Below are 16,257 nucleotides of genomic sequence, written 5' to 3'. Positions count from 1 at the left end.
AGACGACGGGCGCGGCTTTGTGCAACAAGTTGCATAAGGTTGCCCCACCAATGTGACGAGTGCCTCGCCGGGACGGCCGACGCCCTGGGGGCGCCCCGGCACGGCGGATGCGGGCGCGGGCCGGTGGTGGCTGACCGCGCAGCTCCCCGCGCCCCTGAAAACCCGGGGCGCCCCTCAGGGGCATGAGGAACGGCGCACCCGACCACGACGGACCCGCCCCTCAGGGGCGCGGGGAACTGCGCGACCGGCCACGGCGGACCCGCACCCTCACACCCCGCGGCATCCCACCCACCTCACCCCAGGGGCGCGGGGAACTGCGCACTCAGCCACAGCCGGCCCCCGCCCCGTCACACACCCCGCGGAGCTACCTCGTGCCTATGACCACGTTCGCGTACAGCTCCTCCGACACCTCCAGCCGAGGCGTCAGGCCCGCGGCGGCGAAGACCTCCAGCGCCCGGTCCGCCTGCCGCTCGCTCGTCTCGGCGAGCAGCACCCCGCCCGGCGCCAGCCAGCGCGGCGCCTGCGCGGCCACCCGCCGCAGTACGTCGAGCCCGTCCCCGCCCCCGTCCAGCGCGACGAGCGGCTCATGATCGCGGGCTTCCGGGGGCAACAGTGCCACCTCCCCGGTCGGGACGTACGGCACGTTCGCGGCCAGCACCCCCACCCGCCCGCGAAGTCCCGCCGGCAGCGGTTCGAAGAGGTCGCCCTCGTAGACACGGCCCCGCTCGCCCACGTTGCGGCGGGCACACCGCACAGCGGCGGGGTCGATGTCGGCCGCGTGCAGTTCGGCCGCGGGCAGCGCCGCGGCGAGCGCGGCCCCCACCGCCCCCGACCCGCAGCACAGGTCCACCACGACCGGCGCCTCGGAGGCGAGCCGCACGGCTTGCCGGACCAGGAACTCGGTACGCCGCCGGGGCACGAAGACACCGGATTCGACAGCGATGCGCAGCCCGCTGAATCCGGCCCAGCCCAGCACGTACTCAAGGGGCCGGCCCGCCGCCCGGCGGTCCACCATCGCGGTGAGTTCGGCCGGGGTGCGGGCGGTGGAGAGGATCAGTCGCGCCTCGTCCTCGGCAAAGACACAGCCGGCGGAGCGGAGCGCGGTGACGACATGATCGTAAGAAGGTGGCATCGAAGCCGGGAGCCTTTCGGAAGCCGAAGGGCGCTCCTGAGGATCACCTGCTGTCGGTGAGGTCCTGAGGCGGGAGCACCCGAACTGACACAGCGGTAATGGGGCTCACCTCCTCGGTCCGTCATGGCTGGGGCGGTCCGCAGCCGGACGGCAACATTACACGGCCGCGCCCGCCGGTACAGCCGCCGGTCGCCCCGCGACAACCGGTGGTTGTATTATGCAACCACTACCGGGAGGACAGACCGTGAGCGCAGCCGACGAGGCCGTCGAGACCATCCATCACGAGATGACCGCCTTCGCGCGGCGGGCCCGGGCCTCGGCGGGCCGGATGCACCCCGAGCTGTCCCTGGTCTCGTACACCCTGCTCGGCCATCTGGAGGTGAGCGGCGGCTGCCGTGCCACCGACCTGGCCGCGCACCACGCCCTCGACAAGTCGACGGTGAGCCGGCAGGTGTCGGCCCTCGAAGGCGCCGGGCTGATCGCGCGGCGTCCCGACCCGCGGGACCAGCGCGTCCAGGTGCTGGACCTCACGCCGGCCGGGACGGAGATCCTCGCCCAGGTGACCGAGCGCCGCCGGGCGGCCTTCCGCGCACGCCTGGCGGGCTGGCCCGAGGACGACCTGCAGCGGTTCGCGGCGTACCTGCTGCGCTACAACGCGGCGGCCGAGGGGCCGGGGGGATCCACGCCCGCCCCCGCGGACGCCCCCGGTACCGGCCCCGGCCCCACTCCCGCTTCCGCTTCCGCTTCTGCTCCCGCGGACGGCTGAAGGTCGGCCCGGGGCGGTCGTCAGCCCACCGCCACCGACCGCCCGTCCTCCTCGGGCCGCAGCTCCGGCACGCGTGCCGACAGGAACCTCGTCCTGCGCCGCAGCCTGAACCCCAGGGACTCGTAGAGCCGGACCGCTCGGGTGTTGCCCGCCCCGGTGTGCAGGAACGGGGTCTCGCCCCGCGCGCGGATGCCGTGCGCGACCGCCAGTGTCAGCCGGGTCGCCAGTCCCTCGCCGCGGAAGCCCGCGTCCGTGCAGACCGCGCTGATCTCGGTCCAGCCCGGCGGATGCAGCCGCTCCCCCGCCATGGCGACGAGCGCGCCCTCCCGGCGTATCCCGAGGTACGTGCCGAGTTCGACCGTGCGCGGCAGGAACGGGCCCGGCCTGGTGCGCGCGACGAGGTCGAGCATCTCCGGCACGTCGGCGGGACCGAGCCGTACCGCCTCCGGGTCCGGCGCCGCGGCCAGGCCGTCGTCCACGAACTGCACGCCGTCCACGTGGAACGTCACCTCCCAGCCGTCCGGGATCTCGCCGCGGAAGCCGGGCAGCGCGATCTCCTGGCCGGGTCCCGCGAGGGCCGCGACGTCCGCCCAGTCGTCGGCGCCGGGGTCCTCGGGCAGGGCCAGCCAGGGCGACACGTCGACGGGGTAGCGCAGGACGCGGCCACGGCGCTCGGCGAAGTGGGCGTGCGGGCCGGTCAGCGAGGCCCGCGCGGGGTTGTCCAGTACGTGGTCCGCGGCCGTCCGGCCGGCGGTCACCCGCTCCGCGGCGCTCATGCGGCGACCTCGATCACGATCTTGCCGCGGGCGTGGCCCTCCTCGACGGCACGCAGCGCCCCGGCCGCCTCGTCGAGGGGGAAGGTCCGCGTCACCAGGGGGTCCAGTGCGCCGTCGGCGACGAGTCGGGCCACCTCGTCGAGCACCGCGGCGCTGCGGGCCCGTACGACGGGCGAGCCGCCGAGGTCCGCCACGATGTCCTTGCCGCCCGCGGTGATCAGCTTCGTGCGGTCCGCCACCAGTTCGGCCGCCGCCCGCAGGACCTCGCCGCCGACCAGGTCGTACACGGCGTCCACCCCGTCCGGCGCCAGGGCCCGGACGCCCTCGGCGAAGTCCGGGCCGGAGGGCACGTGCGCCGCGCCGAGCGATTCGACCAGGTCCTTCTTGCCCGCGCTCGCGACACCGATGACGTGCAGTGCGCCGGCGCGGGCGATCTGGGCGACCGCGACGCCCACGCCGCCGCCCGCCCCCGTGAGCAGCAGGGTCGCACCGGCCGGCAGGCCCAGTTGCCGCAGTCCGTCGTAGGCGGTGGCCGCCGCCACCGGCAGGGCGGCGGCGTCGGTGAAGGAGACACCGGCGGGCTTGTGGGCGGTCACCTCCACGGGAAGCAGGGCGTACTCGGCGTAGCCGCCGGCCACCGGGTTGCCGAAGACCTCGTCCCCGACCGCGAAGCCGGTGACGCCCTCGCCGACCTCCTCGACGACCCCGGCGGCCTCGTTGCCGAAGACGGCGGGCAGCGCGCGCCGCTGCTGGCCGGGCCGCTGGTAGCCGGTGCGCTGCTTGAAGTCGACGGGGTTGACGCCCGCCGCCCGGACGGCGACCAGCAGCTGACCGGGGCCGGGCGCCGGCCGGTCCTGCTCGACCAGGGCCTCGGTCTCCGGACCGCCGTACTGGGTGAAGACGTACGCCTTGGGCATCGCTCCGTCACTCTCCTTCGCGCCGAGGTTCACACCGATGGGGGCACCGGCCGATGCGTTCACCGGCCGGTGGGCACTATCGGCAAGGAAGATCGCGGGTGCCGCTATTCCCGCGGCCGTCCGGGTCCGGCGAGTGTTCATACGGCGGCAACGATCCGAGGACGGGGCGGGCCGGCGCGCCCGGTACCGTGGAGGGCGTACCCGACGAATCAAGGGCCGCCGGCCGGCGGCCTGGAGGCACCACCCCCATGAGCGTGACCCGATGAACGTGACCCGCGGTTTCGCCGGACGTCCGCGCGTGCGCAACGACGGACTGCCGCCCGGCCAGTACGACGCCGGCGACGACTGGCCCGTCCTGTCCGCCGAGGTCACGCCGGAGCTGGCGCCCGCGCAGTGGACGTTCACCGTCGACGGGCTGGTCGCCGAACCGCGCACCTGGAGCTGGGACGAGGCGCACGCGCTGCCGCCGTCCGCCTACGAGGGCGACATCCACTGCGTGACGAGCTGGTCGAAGTTCGGGGTGCGCTTCGGGGGTGTGTCGCTCGACGCGTTCCTCGGGCCCGTCCGTCCGGCCGCGGAGACCACCCACGCGCTCGCCTACTCGCACACGGGCTACACCACGAACCTGCCGCTCGCGGACCTGACGGGCGGGCGGGCCTGGATCGTCTGGGAGTACGGGGACGGACCGCTGCCCGCCGAGCACGGGGGTCCGGCGCGGCTGCTCGTGCCGCACCTGTACTTCTGGAAGAGCGCCAAGTGGATCGCGGGTATCCGTCTCCTCGACCACGACGAGCCGGGCTTCTGGGAGCAGAACGGCTACCACCACCGCGGCAACCCCTGGGAAGAGCAGCGTTACTCCGGTGACTGAGACCCCGACACCCCCCTTCCCGCCCACGGCGCCCGCTCCCTCGACCCGGTTCGCCGTCCCCGGCCGGATCGCCGTGAGCGACCGCACCGCGGCCACCTGGCAGCGCGCCACCCTCACCGAGGTCCGCCGGGAGACACCGCACGCGTCGACGTTCCGGTTCGCCGTGCCCCGGTGGGAGGGCCATCTGCCGGGGCAGCACCTGATGCTCCGGCTGCGGGCGCAGGACGGCTACGTGGCGCAGCGGCACTACTCGATCGCCTCACCTCCCGACGACACCGGCCACGTCGAACTCACTCTCGACCACGTCGACGGCGGCGAGGTGTCCGGCTGGTTCCACACGGTCGCGAAGCCGGGCGACGAGGTCGAGCTGCGCGGACCGCTCAGCGGCTTCTTCGCCTGGCCCGGTGACCGGCCCGCACTGCTCCTCGGTGCGGGGTCCGGTGTCGTGCCGCTGATGTCGATGGTCCGCCACCACCGTGCGCGGAAGCTGTCGGTGCCGCTGCGCCTGCTCGTGTCGGCGCGCGGTCCCGAGGAGCTGATCTACGCGTCGGAGTACGGTCCCGAGACCACCACGGTGTTCACCCGCAGCGCCCCACCGGGTACGCCCGTGGGCCGGGTGTCGGCCGCACGGGTCGAGCGGCTCCTGGCCGACCCGCCCGAGGGCGGGTGGGAGGCCTACGTGTGCGGCTCGAACGGGTTCGCCGAGCACGCGTCGCGCCTGCTGGTGGGCGCGGGTCAGCCGGTGGACCGTATCCGGATCGAACGCTTCGGCTGAGGCGTCCGTCCCGGAAAGGTGTGCGGTCAGCCGGACCAGGTCCACTCGGCGACCTCCGGCAGGTCGGTGCCGTGTTCGCGGATCCAGGCGTCGTGGCGGGTGCGGACGTCCGCCATCCGCTGGCGTACGGCGGCGGCCCGCACGGCGAGCCCCGGGACCCGGTCGATGACGTCCATGACCAGGCGGTACCGGTCGAGGTCGTTGCGGACGACCATGTCGAACGGGGTCGTGGTGGTGCCCGACTCCCGGTAGCCGCGCACATGCAGGTTGCTGTGGCCGGTGCGCCGGTAGGCGAGCCGGTGGATCAGCCAGGGATAGCCGTGGTAGGCGAAGATCACCGGCTTGTCCGGGGTGAAGAGGGCGTCGTACTCGGAGTCGGCCATCCCGTGCGGGTGTTCGCCCTGCGGCATCAGCCGGGCGATGTCGACGACGTTGACGACCCGGACGGCCAGGTCGGGCAGGTGGGTGCGCAGCAGCGAGGCCGCGGCGAGCACCTCCTGGGTGGGTACGTCGCCGGCGCAGCCCAGCACCACGTCCGGTTCGCGGTCGCCGTTCTCCGTCCCGGCCCACTCCCAGATGCCGGCGCCCCGGGCGCAGTGGGCGCGGGCCTGTTCCATGGACAGCCAGTCGAAGCAGGGCTGCTTGCCCGCGACGATCACGTTCACGTGGTCGCGGCTGCGCAGGGCGTGGTCGGCCACGGACAGCAGGGTGTTGGCGTCCGGCGGCAGGTAGACCCGGACGACCTCCGGGCTCTTGTTGAGGACGTGGTCGACGAAGCCCGGGTCCTGGTGCGAGAAGCCGTTGTGGTCCTGGCGCCACACGTGCGAGGTCAGCAGGTAGTTGAGGGAGGCCAGCGGCGCCCGCCAGGACAGCTCCCGTGACGTCTTGAGCCACTTGATGTGCTGGTTGACCATGGAGTCGACGATGTGCACGAACGCCTCGTACGAGGAGAACAGGCCGTGCCGTCCGGTGAGGAGGTAGCCCTCCAGCCAGCCCTGGCAGAGGTGCTCGGACAGGACCTCCACCACGCGGCCGTCGCGGGCGAGGTGCTCGTCGGTGTCGAGGGTCCCGGCCTGCCAGGCCTTGCCCGTCGCCTCGTACAGCGCGCCCAGCCGGTTCGACTCGGTCTCGTCGGGGCCCACGACACGGAAGTTCCGCCGCTCGCTCGTGTCGGCCATGATCCGGGCGAGCAGTCCGCCGAGGACGCGGGTGGGTTCGTGCATGCTCGCGCCGGGCTTGTCGAGGGGGACGGCGAAGTCCTCCAGGCGCGGCATGGGCAGGGCGTTCACCAGCAGTCCGCCGTTGGTGTGCGGGTTGGCACCGAGCCGGCGGTCGCCCTCGGGCACGCAGTCCAGGACGAGGCGGGTGGGGCGGCCGTCGGCGTCGAAGAGCTCCTCGGGGCGGTACGAGCGCAGCCAGGCCTCCAGTTGCCGCAGGTGCTCGGGGTTCTCGCGGACACCGGAGAGCGGGACCTGGTGGGAGCGCCACGTCCCCTCGACGGGCTGTCCGTCGACCTCGGCGGGTCCGGTCCAGCCCTTCGGGGTGCGCAGGACGATGACGGGCCAGCGGGGCCGCCCCCTTTCCGCGCCCCGGTCCCTGCCGCCCCGGCCCTTCCGCCCGGCGCGGGCCTCCTGCTGGATGCGGGCGATGCGGTCCAGCGCCAGGTCCATCGCCTCCGCCAGCTCCCGGTGCACGCGGCCGGGGTCGTCGCCGGTCACGTGGATGGGGTCGTGACCGTAGCCGCGCAGGAGCTCGTCGAGTTCGGCGCGCGGCAGACGGGCCAGCACGGTGGGGTTGGCGATCTTGTAGCCGTTGAGGTGCAGGACGGGCAGGACGGCGCCGTCGTGGACCGGGTCCAGGAACTTGTTGGAGTGCCAGGAACCGGCGAGCGGTCCCGTCTCGGCCTCGCCGTCCCCGATCACGCAGGTGACCAGCAGGTCCGGGTTGTCGAAGGCCGCCCCGTACGCGTGGGCGAGCGAGTAGCCCAGTTCGCCGCCCTCGTGCAGGGAGCCGGGGGTCTCGGGGGCGACGTGGCTGGGGACGCCGCCGGGGAAGGAGAACTGCCGGAAGAGGCGCTCCATGCCGGTGACGTCCCGGGTGATGTCGGGGTACGTCTGCGTGTAGCTGCCCTCCAGCCAGGAGTTGGCGAGGACGGCGGGGCCGCCGTGGCCCGGTCCCCACACACAGATCGTGTCGAGATCACGCTCGGTGATGACACGGTTGAGGTGGGTGTGCACGAGGTTGAGGCCGGGTGAGGTGCCCCAGTGGCCGAGCAGCCGGGGCTTGATGTGCTCGGGCCGCAGGGGTTCGGTCAGCAGTGGGTTGGCGAGCAGGTAGATCTGACCGACGGCCAGGTAGTTGGCGGCACGCCAGTGTGCGTCGAGCGCTGCCATGCGGTCCTTGGCCATGGGAAGGGACTCCTGTTCGAAGGGGGATGGGGCGCGGGTTCCACGCACCGCGCCGATCAGTCGTCGGGAACCGCGTTGTTCGGCCGTCCGTGTCGGGCGACGGCCCCTGCCGGCGGTGCCGTGACGGCGCCGCTCGGGGTGTCCACGGGCCGCTCGTACCGCGGGCCGCCCGGGCGGGAGCACCGGATCAGCCTCCGGAGGGGTCCGTCCGGCCCGTGCGGGGCAGATGTTCACCGTACGGCGGTGCGGGACCGGCGAGCGGCCGGTGCCGGCCGGCCGCGGCGGTGCGGGACGGCCGTGCCCGGTGAGGGGCGGTCGACGGTGCGGAGGAGGCGGGACATGCGCACGCGGGAGTCACGGACGCGGGTGAACGGACGGCGGCAGCGGCACAATCCGCTGCGCCGCCGGTGCGACGTGGTGGAGGCGTGGACCGCCTTCGCCGTCGCCGTCGTGCTGTGTGTCGGCGCGCCCCTGGCCGGGCTCGCCGCGGGCCTGCAGGCGTACGACGTGGCGCGGGCCACGGCGGCGGAGCAGCGCGCCGAACGCCACCGGGTGCGCGCCGAGGTCGTCGAGGGCACGTCCGCCTCCGTGCCGGCGTCCGGCGCCGAGGGGGACCGGCGGCCGGTCCAGCGGGTGAGCGTGCGCTGGACCGAGCCGGGCGAGCGGCCGCATGCCGCGACGACCCGGGTGCCGGCCGCCACGCGGACCGGCGACCACACGTACGTCTGGGTGGACGGCCGGGACCGGATCGTCCCCGCCCCGACGAGCCGGACGGTGATCTGGCAGCACGCGCTGGCGGTGGGCGCGTGCGCCGCCGGGGTGGCCGCGGCGGGCGTGCTGGCCCTGCATGCGCTCGTGCGGCGGAGCGCCCTGCGCCGGCGCCTGGCCGAATGGGACCGGGCCTGGGCCCGTACGGGACCGGACTGGGCACGGCACCGGGCCTGACGGACCGGCGCGCGACCGGCCGCCGGGTCCGGAGCGGAGTCCGGCGCGACCGGCCACGGGGCCCGGAGCGGGGTGGTCACAGGGGCCGGGAGGGGAAGCCCAGGACCGGGACCGCCTCCTCCAGGGCGCGCACGACCCGGACGCGCAGTCCCGTGATCACGGTCTCGTGGGCCCGCAGGCCGAAGATGGTCGACCGGATGATCTTGATGGTGGTGTCGAGGTCGTCGACGGCCCGGCCGAGCCGTTCGGCGGCCTGCGGGTGCTGTACGAAACGCTGCGCGCTCTGCAGGGTCATGCCCGTCGCGAACAGCCGCTGGATCTCGTCGAGCCGTAGTTTCGGCAGCTGTTCCCCGGCCGCGCGGCCGTCTTCCCCGACGCCGTTTCCACCCCCGCCCATGCGCCCCTCCACCACGGGACCCGACGAGGCGTCAGCGCCCGCTCTCTCACCGTAACCGAACGAACGCGACTGCGGCAGCGCGGAGTTGGGCCCGGTGTCCGCGCGTGTGCGGCGGGCGGGCGCGAGCCGGTCCGCGGACACGGCCTGGCGAGCCGCCGACGGCGGCCGTACGGTGTGATCATCCGCACCCTCGTCCGCAGCAAAGGCGGTTCTCCATGGCCTTGTTCGACCTTCCCCTCGATCAGCTGCGGGAGTACCGCAGCGTGTCCGTCGAGCCCGAGGACTTCGACGCGTTCTGGGCGAAGACGCTGCAGGAGGCGCGCGGGTACGGTCTGGACGCGCGTTTCGAGCCGGTGGAGACCCGTCTGCGGACCGTCACGGTGCACGACGTCACGTTCGCCGGGTTCGGCGGGCATCCGGTGAAGGGCTGGCTGACCGTGCCCGCCGGGGCGAACGCCCCGCTGCCGGCGGTCGTGGAGTTCATCGGGTACGGCGGCGGGCGCGGCCTCGCGCACACGCACCTGCTGTGGGCGTCGGCCGGCTTCGCGCACTTCGTGATGGACACCCGGGGCCAGGGCGGCGCGTGGGGCGGCGGCGGTGACACGCCCGACCCGGTGGGCAGCGTGCCCGCCTATCCCGGGTTCATGACGCGGGGCATCGACGCCCCCGAGAACTACTACTACCGCCGGGTGTTCACGGACGGGGTGCGGGCCGTGGAGGCGGCCCGGTCCCATCCCCTCGTCGACGCCTCGCGCACCGCCGTCGTCGGGACGAGCCAGGGCGGCGGCATCTCGATCGCGGTGGGCGGCCTGGTGCCGGATCTCGTGGCGGTCGCGCCGGACGTGCCGTTCCTCTGCGACTATCCGCGCGCCACCCGGCTCACCGACCGGGACCCGTACCGGGAGATCGGCAACTACCTGAAGACGCACCGGGGGCGTACCGAGGGGGTGCTGCGCACGCTGTCGTACTTCGACGGGGTGCACTTCGCCGCGCGGGGACGGGCGCCGGCGCTGTTCTCGGCGGCGCTGGAGGACCAGACGTGTCCGCCGTCCACGGTGTTCGCCGCGTTCAACGCGTGGGGGCACGAGGACAAGGCGATCGAGGTGTACGACTTCAACGACCACGAGGGGGGCGGACCGTACCAGGAGGCGGTCAAGCTGACCTGGCTGCCGGCGTACGTCTGACCGGCGGCCGGCCGCGGGCGCCGTGGGTCGGCGGCCGGCCCGCGGGTCGGCCGCGGCCTGTCGCGCAGTTCCCCGCGCCCCTGACGGGGCACTGTCCTGATGCACCACTTCCTACGCGGTCCGGAGGGGTCATGTCCGAGGTACACGGTCGGTGCGAGGCACGCTTCTCGGCGGTGCGCGACGCGTTCGAGGAGAACTTCAGGGAGCGCGGTGAGCTGGGCGCGGCCGTGAGTGTCACGGTGGGCGGCAAGAGCGTGGTGGACCTGTGGGGCGGGTGGGCGGACGCCGGCACCCGGCCGTGGCAGCGGGACACGCTCGTCAACGTGTGGTCCACCTCCAAGGGGCCGACGGCCCTGTGCGCGCACATCCTCGCCGACCGCGGGCTGCTCGACCTGGACGCGCCGGTGGCCGTCTACTGGCCGGAGTTCGCGGCCGCCGGCAAGGAGGGCGTGCTCGTACGGCATCTGCTGTCGCACCGGGCCGGGCTGGCCGGGCTGCGCGAGCCGCACTCGCTGGAGCAGCTCTACGACTGGGAACTCACCACGAAGCGGCTCGCGGCGACGGAACCCTGGTGGGAGCCGGGGACGGTGTCGGGCTACCACGCGCTGACGTTCGGTTTCCTGGTCGGGGAAGTGGTGCGCCGGGTCTCGGGGCTGCTGCCCGGCGCGTTCCTGCGGCGGGAGGTGACCGGGCCGCTCGGCATCGACTTCACCCTCGGACTGCCGCGGGAGGACTACGGGCGCGCGGCCGAGCTGGTGCATCCGCAGACCGTCGGTCCCGGCGAACAGGCGGCCGCGTTCGGCCGGATGCCGCCGGTGGCGGTGGCCGCGCTCACTAATCCGCAGACGGGCGTCGCCGCCGCCGGCACGGCGGCGTGGCGGTCCGCCGAGATCCCGGCGGCCAACGGGCACGGCACGGCACGGGCGGTCGCCGCGCTGTACGGGATCTTCGCCGGCCGGGGCAGGTACGGGACGCACCGGATCCTGTCCCCGGAGGCGGCCGAGCGGGTCCGTACGGGACAGGGCGCCTGTCGTGACCTGGTGCTGGGCGCCGGCTTCGCGAGGGACACGGAGATCGCCCTGGGCCTCTGGCTCGGTGGCGCGAACCACTCCTACGGCCCCAACCCACGGGCTTTCGGACACGACGGCTTCGGAGGTTCCTGCGGTCTGGCCGACCCGGAGGCGGGCGTCTCCCTGGGGTACGTCATGAACCGTATGGGGCCGCGCATCGCCGACGACCCACGGAAAACGGCGCTCGTCGACGCCGTCTACCGGGCGCTTCGAGGGGACGGTCCGAGCCGGCCCGGGCGCGGGGGCGCACGGGCTGGATCCGGCCTGATGTCGGCCGACCCGCCGGAACCCACTTCCCGTGTGGTTTAGACCAATGCTAGAGATGGTCGTGTACGAGGGTCCGCGCTCCTCGGCCCCGTGACCAGGGCTGTGGGCGCGCGCCCACAGCCCGCACGGCTACGTCTTGTCATCAAGGGGAGCGGACATGGCCCGCAGCACCACGCACGACGACCCACAGCCGCTCTACGCGCGCATCGCCTCGGAGCTCCTCGGGGCGCTGCGCGACGGAACCATCGCGCCCGGCGAACGGCTGCCGGGCGAGAGACGGCTGGCGGCCCGCTTCGGCGCCAGCCGGGAGACGGTCCGCCAGGCGCTGGACATCCTGCGCCGGGACGGTCTGGTCTCCACCGACCGGCGCGGCACCCATGCGGAGCTGCCCGGCCCGCCGGCCGGGCAGCTGCCGTCGCTCGGCTTCCCGCTCGGCGCCCAGACGGCCCGGTCCTTCGCCGTGGACCGCGCCACGGTGAACTGGGAGACCCCGCCGCCGGAGCACGCGGCGGCCCTCGGACTGGCTCCGTGGCGGCCGACGCTGGTGCACCGCTACGAGTCCGCCGCACCGGACGGGCACGGGCGGCGGACGGCCGTGACCTCGTTCTCGGCCGTCGCCCTGTCCGAGGTGGAGGAACTCGCCCGCTACCGCGACCGCGCGGACGGCAGCTCGTCGGCCCAGCTGCGGCGCGTGTACGACTGGATGCGCCGGGCGGGGCTGACCCTGCACCACCGCGACTCCATCACCGGGCCCGGTGACGCGGCCTCGGTCCGGGTGCGGCGGCGGGTGCACGATCAGTACGCCCGCCCCCTGGAGATCACCGACCTGGTGGTGAACGCCCAGCAGGACGCGTTGGTCTACGAGTTCACCCTGCCGGCGGTCGACGCGACCGCCGGCCCCCGGTGAGCCTCTAGCGGGAACCGCGGGCGCCGACCGCCTCCCGGTACTCGTCCTCCTGCCCGGCCGGGACAGGTGCCGGGAGCTTGGCGCCCTCGATGTCCACGTCGGGGGTGACGCGGTCGAGCCAGCCCGGCAGTCCCCAGGCACGGCGGCCGATGAGGGCCATGGCGGCCGGCACGAGGGTCATCCGGACGACGAACGCGTCGATGAAGACGCCGAACGCCAGCGCGAAGCCGATGGACTTGATGATCGGGTCGTGGTTGAAGACGAAGCCGCCGAAGACCGCCACCATGATCAGTGCGGCGGCGCTGACCACCCGGCCGCTGCGCGCCACCCCGTGGACGACGGCCTCGGCCGCGTCCCCCGTGTGCTCGTAGTGCTCGCGCATACGGCTGACGAGGAAGACCTCGTAGTCCATGGCCAGCCCGAAGAGGACTCCGATGAGGAGCACCGGGAGGAAGCTGGTGACGGGACCGGCGGACGGGATGTCCAGGACGCCGTTGAGGTGGCCCTGCTGGAAGACCCAGACGGTGGCGCCGAGGGACGCGGCGACCGACAGCAGGAACCCGAGGGCGGCCTTCACCGGGACCAGCAGGGACCGGAAGGCGACCATCAGCAGGATCAGCGCGAGGATCACGATGAGGGCGATGAACAGGGGCAGGGCGCCGGACAGTTTGCCCGCTATGTCGATGGCCGCGGGGGTGGCGCCGGCGATGTAGAGGGTGCCGCCCGCCTTGTCGACGGCCGGGGCGTTGTCCCGCAGCCGGTGCACCAGGTCGGTGGTGGCCCGGGCGTCCGGGCCGGTCCGCGGGACGACCGAGATGACGGCCAGGCTGCCGTCCGGGTTGGGCACGGGCCGGGCGGCGGCCGCCACGCCCCGGTCGCGGGACAGGTCCGTACGCAACCGGGTCAGCGTGTCGGTCCGGTCCGCGGCCGGGATCCCGCTGGTGTCGACGACGGCGGTGACGGTCGCGTTGAAGCCGGGGCCGAAGCCCTCGCTGAGCAGGTCGTAGCTCTTGTGCTGGGTGCTGTCGGCGGGCTGGGACGCGTAGCCGGGCAGTCCGAGGCGCAGGTCGCGGGCGGGCAGGGCGAGCGCGAGCAGGCCGACGACGCCCACCAGGAGGACGATCAGGGGCTTGCCGGTGACGATGCGGGCCCAGCCGAGCGCCCAGGAGCCGGCGGCGCGTTCCGAGCCGCGGGGGCGCGGGCGCAGCCGCTCGCCGAGCATCCCGAGCACGGCGGGCACCAGGTTGACGGCGATGAGGACGGCGAGCAGGACGGTCGCGGCGGCGGCCAGCCCCATGACGGTGAGGAACGGGATGCCGGTGACCGCCAGGGCCGACAGCGCGATGATCACGGTGGCGCCGGCGAAGACGACGGCGCCGCCCGCGGTGGCGACGGCCCGCGCGATGGAGTCCTCGACGTCCGTGTCCGGATCGGCGAGCTGTTCGCGGTGGCGGGAGAGGATGAACAGGGCGTAGTCGATGCCCACCGCCAGGCCGATCATGAGGGCGAGGACGGTGGCGGTGCTGGTCATCTCGATGAAGCGGGAGACGAACTGGACGCCCAGCACCCCGATCGCCACGCCGACGACGGCGGTGAGCAGCGGGAGTCCGGCCGCGATCAGGGAGCCCAGGGCGAAGGCCAGGACGGCGAAGGCGATCACGACGCCCACGATCTCGGCCGGACCGCCGACCTCGGTCTTCGGCTGCATCGCCGAGCCGCCGAACTCGACCTCGAGACCGGCGTCCCGGGCCCGCTCCATCGCTTGCGTCAGGGCGTCCTTGGACGTCTCGGGCACGTTGTCGGCGGACTGGCGGAACAGGACGTCCGCGTAGCCTATGCGGCCCGATTCCGCGACGGTCCCCGCTTCGGCCGGGTCGGAGACGTTTACGACGCCGGGCACCCCGGCCGCCTTCCTCAGGCTGGCGGTGAGGGCCGCTTCGGCGCCGGGCTCGCCGAGCCCGCCGTCCTCGGGGGCGGCGAACACGACCCGGGCGACTCCGCCGGCGGCGGTCGGGAACTTCTCCTCCAGCAGGTCCTGGGCCTTCTGGGACTCGATCCCCGGCACCGAGAACTCCGTGCTCACCTTGCCGTGCAGGGTGACGCCGAGTCCCCCGACCACGGCGAGCAGCAGGAGCCATACGGCCAGGACCCTGCCGCGGCGGCGCACCGCCCATTGTCCCCAGGTGTACAGGCGTGACGCCATGCCCGACTTCCTCCCTCTCCCCGCGGGTCCTCGGCCGGACCGCGACATCTCTACACCCTAGGGCATTTTTACAGTCGAGTGTAAATTAGCCATGGATGGTAAAGTGCGCTCATGACGAGTGAGGGCCTTCGGGAACGCAGCAAGGCGCGGCGCCGGGAAGCGATCCTCCGGGCGGCCTACGAGCTCTTCGCGGACCACGGGTTCGAGGCGACGACCATCGCCGACATCGCCACGGCGGCGGAGGTCTCGCCGCGTACGGTTACCCTGTATTTCCCGTCCAAACTGGAGCTGGCGCTGGCGGAGTTCGACTCCTTCACCGTCCGGCTGGACACCGCGCTGCGCGAGCGGGGACCGGACGTCACGATCCTGGACGCGACGGAGCGCTGGCTGCGCCAGGAGATCGCCCACCGCAGCGACCTGGACGATCTGGCCGACCGCATGCTCGATCTCAATCCGCAGCTGCGCGCCGTCGCCGGGGCGCGGATGGCGGAGATCATCCAGGACGGCGCGCGGATCCTCGCCGAGGAGCAGGGCAGCGCCCCGGACGACTTCGGGCCCCGGATGGCGGCGGCCGCCGCGGCCGCGGTGATCAGCGAGGTGTGCCACCGGTCCGGCGACGCCGACATCGACACCGCGATGGCCTTCCTGCGCGCCGGACTCGCCACCCTGCCGACCGGTCCGGCCGCCTGAGCCGGCCGCGTCGGGGACGGCTCATCGCACCGCCCCCTCCCGCACACCCCCCTCGTCGATCCGCAGGCCCGGGATGCGGTCCCAGCCGGTGACGCGCATGAGCCGCCGGATGTGGGGCGAGACGCCCTGCAGGACGAGCGCGCCGCCGGAGCCGTGCAGCGAGAGGGCGATGAACACCAGCAGGCGCATCGCGCCCACGTCGATGAACGCCAGGTCCCGCAGATCGAGCCGGGTGCACGGGCCGGCGGCCGAACGGGCCCGGACGCGGGCCGTCTCGGCCTGCAGGGCGCGGGCCAGGGCGGTGACGTTCGTGTCGTCGACCTCGCCCGCGAGCGCCAGGCCGGGCGGGGCGAACATGCGGGTGACCGAGAGGAGTTCGTCGCGCCACACGAGGTCGGCGGTGACCCGTCCGCGGTGCAGCCTGTCCAGCGGGGCCAGTTCGAGGTCGTCGAAGACACGGCGGTCGTACTGGCAGATGCCGAGGACCGGCAGGGACGCGAAGACGGGTTCCAGGAGAAGTTCGCTGTCGTGCAGCATCTTGAGCCCCTTGCCCGCCCCCTCGCGCCTGACCTCCATGCTGACGCGCAGGCCCAGGTAACCGTCACCGACCGCGCGGCGCGCCTCACGGCGGATCACCTCGTCGAGGTCCCACAGTCCCTCGGCCGTCGCGAGGTGCGGGTCCACCGCCAGGCGCCCGGCCGACAGTTCGTCGTCGACGGCGCAGCCGCGGGCCTCGAGGAAGGTGAGCGCGAGTCCGGCGGGCAGGTCGGCCGGGCCCAGCACCAGAGCGCGGTGCCCACTGGCCAGCCCGTCGAGAAGGAACGCGGCCATCACGGCCTCGCGCTCCTCGTCCGCGTCGTAGCCGAGGAGCAGATGGTCCCCGGAGCGCATCTCACCGACCGTTTTGAGCGCGGGCACCGTTCCCATACCCCGCACCTCCCAAGGTCGCCGC

At 73.8% G+C, this 16,257-nt stretch carries 15 protein-coding genes; 8 read left to right on the top strand and 7 right to left on the bottom strand.

What is annotated here, in order from left to right:
* Window positions 1–364: 364 nt before the first annotated feature.
* Window positions 365–1,132: a putative protein N(5)-glutamine methyltransferase gene (locus QFZ75_RS35620; RefSeq protein ID WP_307543553.1), complete on the bottom strand. Its 768-nt coding sequence runs from the start codon at window positions 1,130–1,132 to the stop codon at window positions 365–367.
* Between the two features lie 217 nt (window positions 1,133–1,349).
* On the opposite strand from QFZ75_RS35620, the gene QFZ75_RS35615 reads away from it, so the two are divergent.
* Entirely contained in the window at window positions 1,350–1,898 is a 549-nt protein-coding gene (locus tag QFZ75_RS35615; protein WP_307543552.1) for a MarR family winged helix-turn-helix transcriptional regulator, read from the top strand.
* A gap of 20 nt (window positions 1,899–1,918) precedes the next feature.
* Here QFZ75_RS35615 and QFZ75_RS35610 read toward each other — a convergent pair whose 3' ends face one another.
* Both QFZ75_RS35610 and QFZ75_RS35605 read right to left on the bottom strand, forming a co-directional pair.
* Complete coding sequence (locus QFZ75_RS35610) at window positions 1,919–2,674, bottom strand: GNAT family N-acetyltransferase (protein ID WP_307543551.1); 756 nt, start codon at window positions 2,672–2,674, stop codon at window positions 1,919–1,921.
* The gene (locus QFZ75_RS35605; RefSeq protein WP_307545020.1) at window positions 2,671–3,591 is read right to left on the bottom strand and encodes an NADP-dependent oxidoreductase; all 921 of its coding nucleotides are present in this window, start codon (window positions 3,589–3,591) and stop codon (window positions 2,671–2,673) included. Before QFZ75_RS35605 ends, QFZ75_RS35610 begins: the two co-directional genes overlap by 4 nt.
* Window positions 3,592–3,853: 262 nt before the next feature.
* Between QFZ75_RS35605 and QFZ75_RS35600 the strand changes: the two genes are divergently transcribed.
* Both QFZ75_RS35600 and QFZ75_RS35595 read left to right on the top strand, forming a co-directional pair.
* Complete coding sequence (locus QFZ75_RS35600; protein WP_307543550.1) at window positions 3,854–4,459, top strand: sulfite oxidase-like oxidoreductase; 606 nt, start codon at window positions 3,854–3,856, stop codon at window positions 4,457–4,459.
* Entirely contained in the window at window positions 4,452–5,234 is a 783-nt protein-coding gene (locus QFZ75_RS35595; RefSeq protein WP_307543549.1) for a ferredoxin reductase, read from the top strand. Before QFZ75_RS35600 ends, QFZ75_RS35595 begins: the two co-directional genes overlap by 8 nt.
* Before the next feature lie 26 nt (window positions 5,235–5,260).
* On the opposite strand, the gene QFZ75_RS35590 is transcribed toward QFZ75_RS35595, so the two are convergent.
* Complete coding sequence (locus QFZ75_RS35590; protein WP_307543548.1) at window positions 5,261–7,642, bottom strand: phosphoketolase; 2,382 nt, start codon at window positions 7,640–7,642, stop codon at window positions 5,261–5,263.
* Between the two features lie 339 nt (window positions 7,643–7,981).
* Here QFZ75_RS35590 and QFZ75_RS35585 point away from each other — a divergent pair, with 339 nt between their 5' ends.
* Window positions 7,982–8,587 (top strand): hypothetical protein, encoded by a 606-nt coding sequence (locus tag QFZ75_RS35585; protein ID WP_307543547.1) that lies wholly within the window; start codon window positions 7,982–7,984, stop codon window positions 8,585–8,587.
* 76 nt (window positions 8,588–8,663) lie between these two features.
* Here the strand turns inward: QFZ75_RS35585 and QFZ75_RS35580 are convergent, their stop codons facing one another.
* A complete protein-coding gene (locus tag QFZ75_RS35580) occupies window positions 8,664–8,984 on the bottom strand; it encodes a hypothetical protein (RefSeq protein WP_373465992.1) in 321 nt (106 codons plus the stop codon).
* Between the two features lie 215 nt (window positions 8,985–9,199).
* On the opposite strand from QFZ75_RS35580, the gene QFZ75_RS35575 reads away from it, so the two are divergent.
* From QFZ75_RS35575 to QFZ75_RS35565, 3 genes are all read left to right on the top strand, one after another.
* Entirely contained in the window at window positions 9,200–10,168 is a 969-nt protein-coding gene (locus QFZ75_RS35575) for an acetylxylan esterase (protein ID WP_307543546.1), read from the top strand.
* A 131-nt stretch (window positions 10,169–10,299) separates the two neighbouring features.
* Entirely contained in the window at window positions 10,300–11,547 is a 1,248-nt protein-coding gene (locus tag QFZ75_RS35570) for a serine hydrolase (protein WP_307543545.1), read from the top strand.
* A 115-nt stretch (window positions 11,548–11,662) separates the two neighbouring features.
* Window positions 11,663–12,412, top strand: a complete 750-nt coding sequence (locus tag QFZ75_RS35565; protein ID WP_307543544.1) for a GntR family transcriptional regulator — start codon at window positions 11,663–11,665, stop codon at window positions 12,410–12,412.
* Window positions 12,413–12,416: 4 nt separating this feature from the next.
* Here QFZ75_RS35565 and QFZ75_RS35560 read toward each other — a convergent pair whose 3' ends face one another.
* On the bottom strand, window positions 12,417–14,615 hold the full coding sequence (locus tag QFZ75_RS35560; RefSeq protein WP_307543543.1) for an MMPL family transporter: 2,199 nt from the start codon (window positions 14,613–14,615) through the stop codon (window positions 12,417–12,419).
* A gap of 111 nt (window positions 14,616–14,726) precedes the next feature.
* Between QFZ75_RS35560 and QFZ75_RS35555 the strand changes: the two genes are divergently transcribed.
* Window positions 14,727–15,305, top strand: coding sequence for a TetR/AcrR family transcriptional regulator (locus QFZ75_RS35555; protein WP_307543542.1), 579 nt, complete (start codon window positions 14,727–14,729; stop codon window positions 15,303–15,305).
* A gap of 21 nt (window positions 15,306–15,326) precedes the next feature.
* Here the strand turns inward: QFZ75_RS35555 and QFZ75_RS35550 are convergent, their stop codons facing one another.
* A complete protein-coding gene (locus tag QFZ75_RS35550; protein ID WP_307543541.1) occupies window positions 15,327–16,232 on the bottom strand; it encodes an MEDS domain-containing protein in 906 nt (301 codons plus the stop codon).
* Between the last annotated feature and the right edge of the window lie 25 nt (window positions 16,233–16,257).

This window comes from Streptomyces sp. V3I8 (assembly GCF_030817535.1).
Lineage (GTDB): Bacteria > Actinomycetota > Actinomycetes > Streptomycetales > Streptomycetaceae > Streptomyces.
Note: the sequence above shows the minus strand (reverse complement) of the source record. Positions and strands in the feature narration are given on the sequence as shown.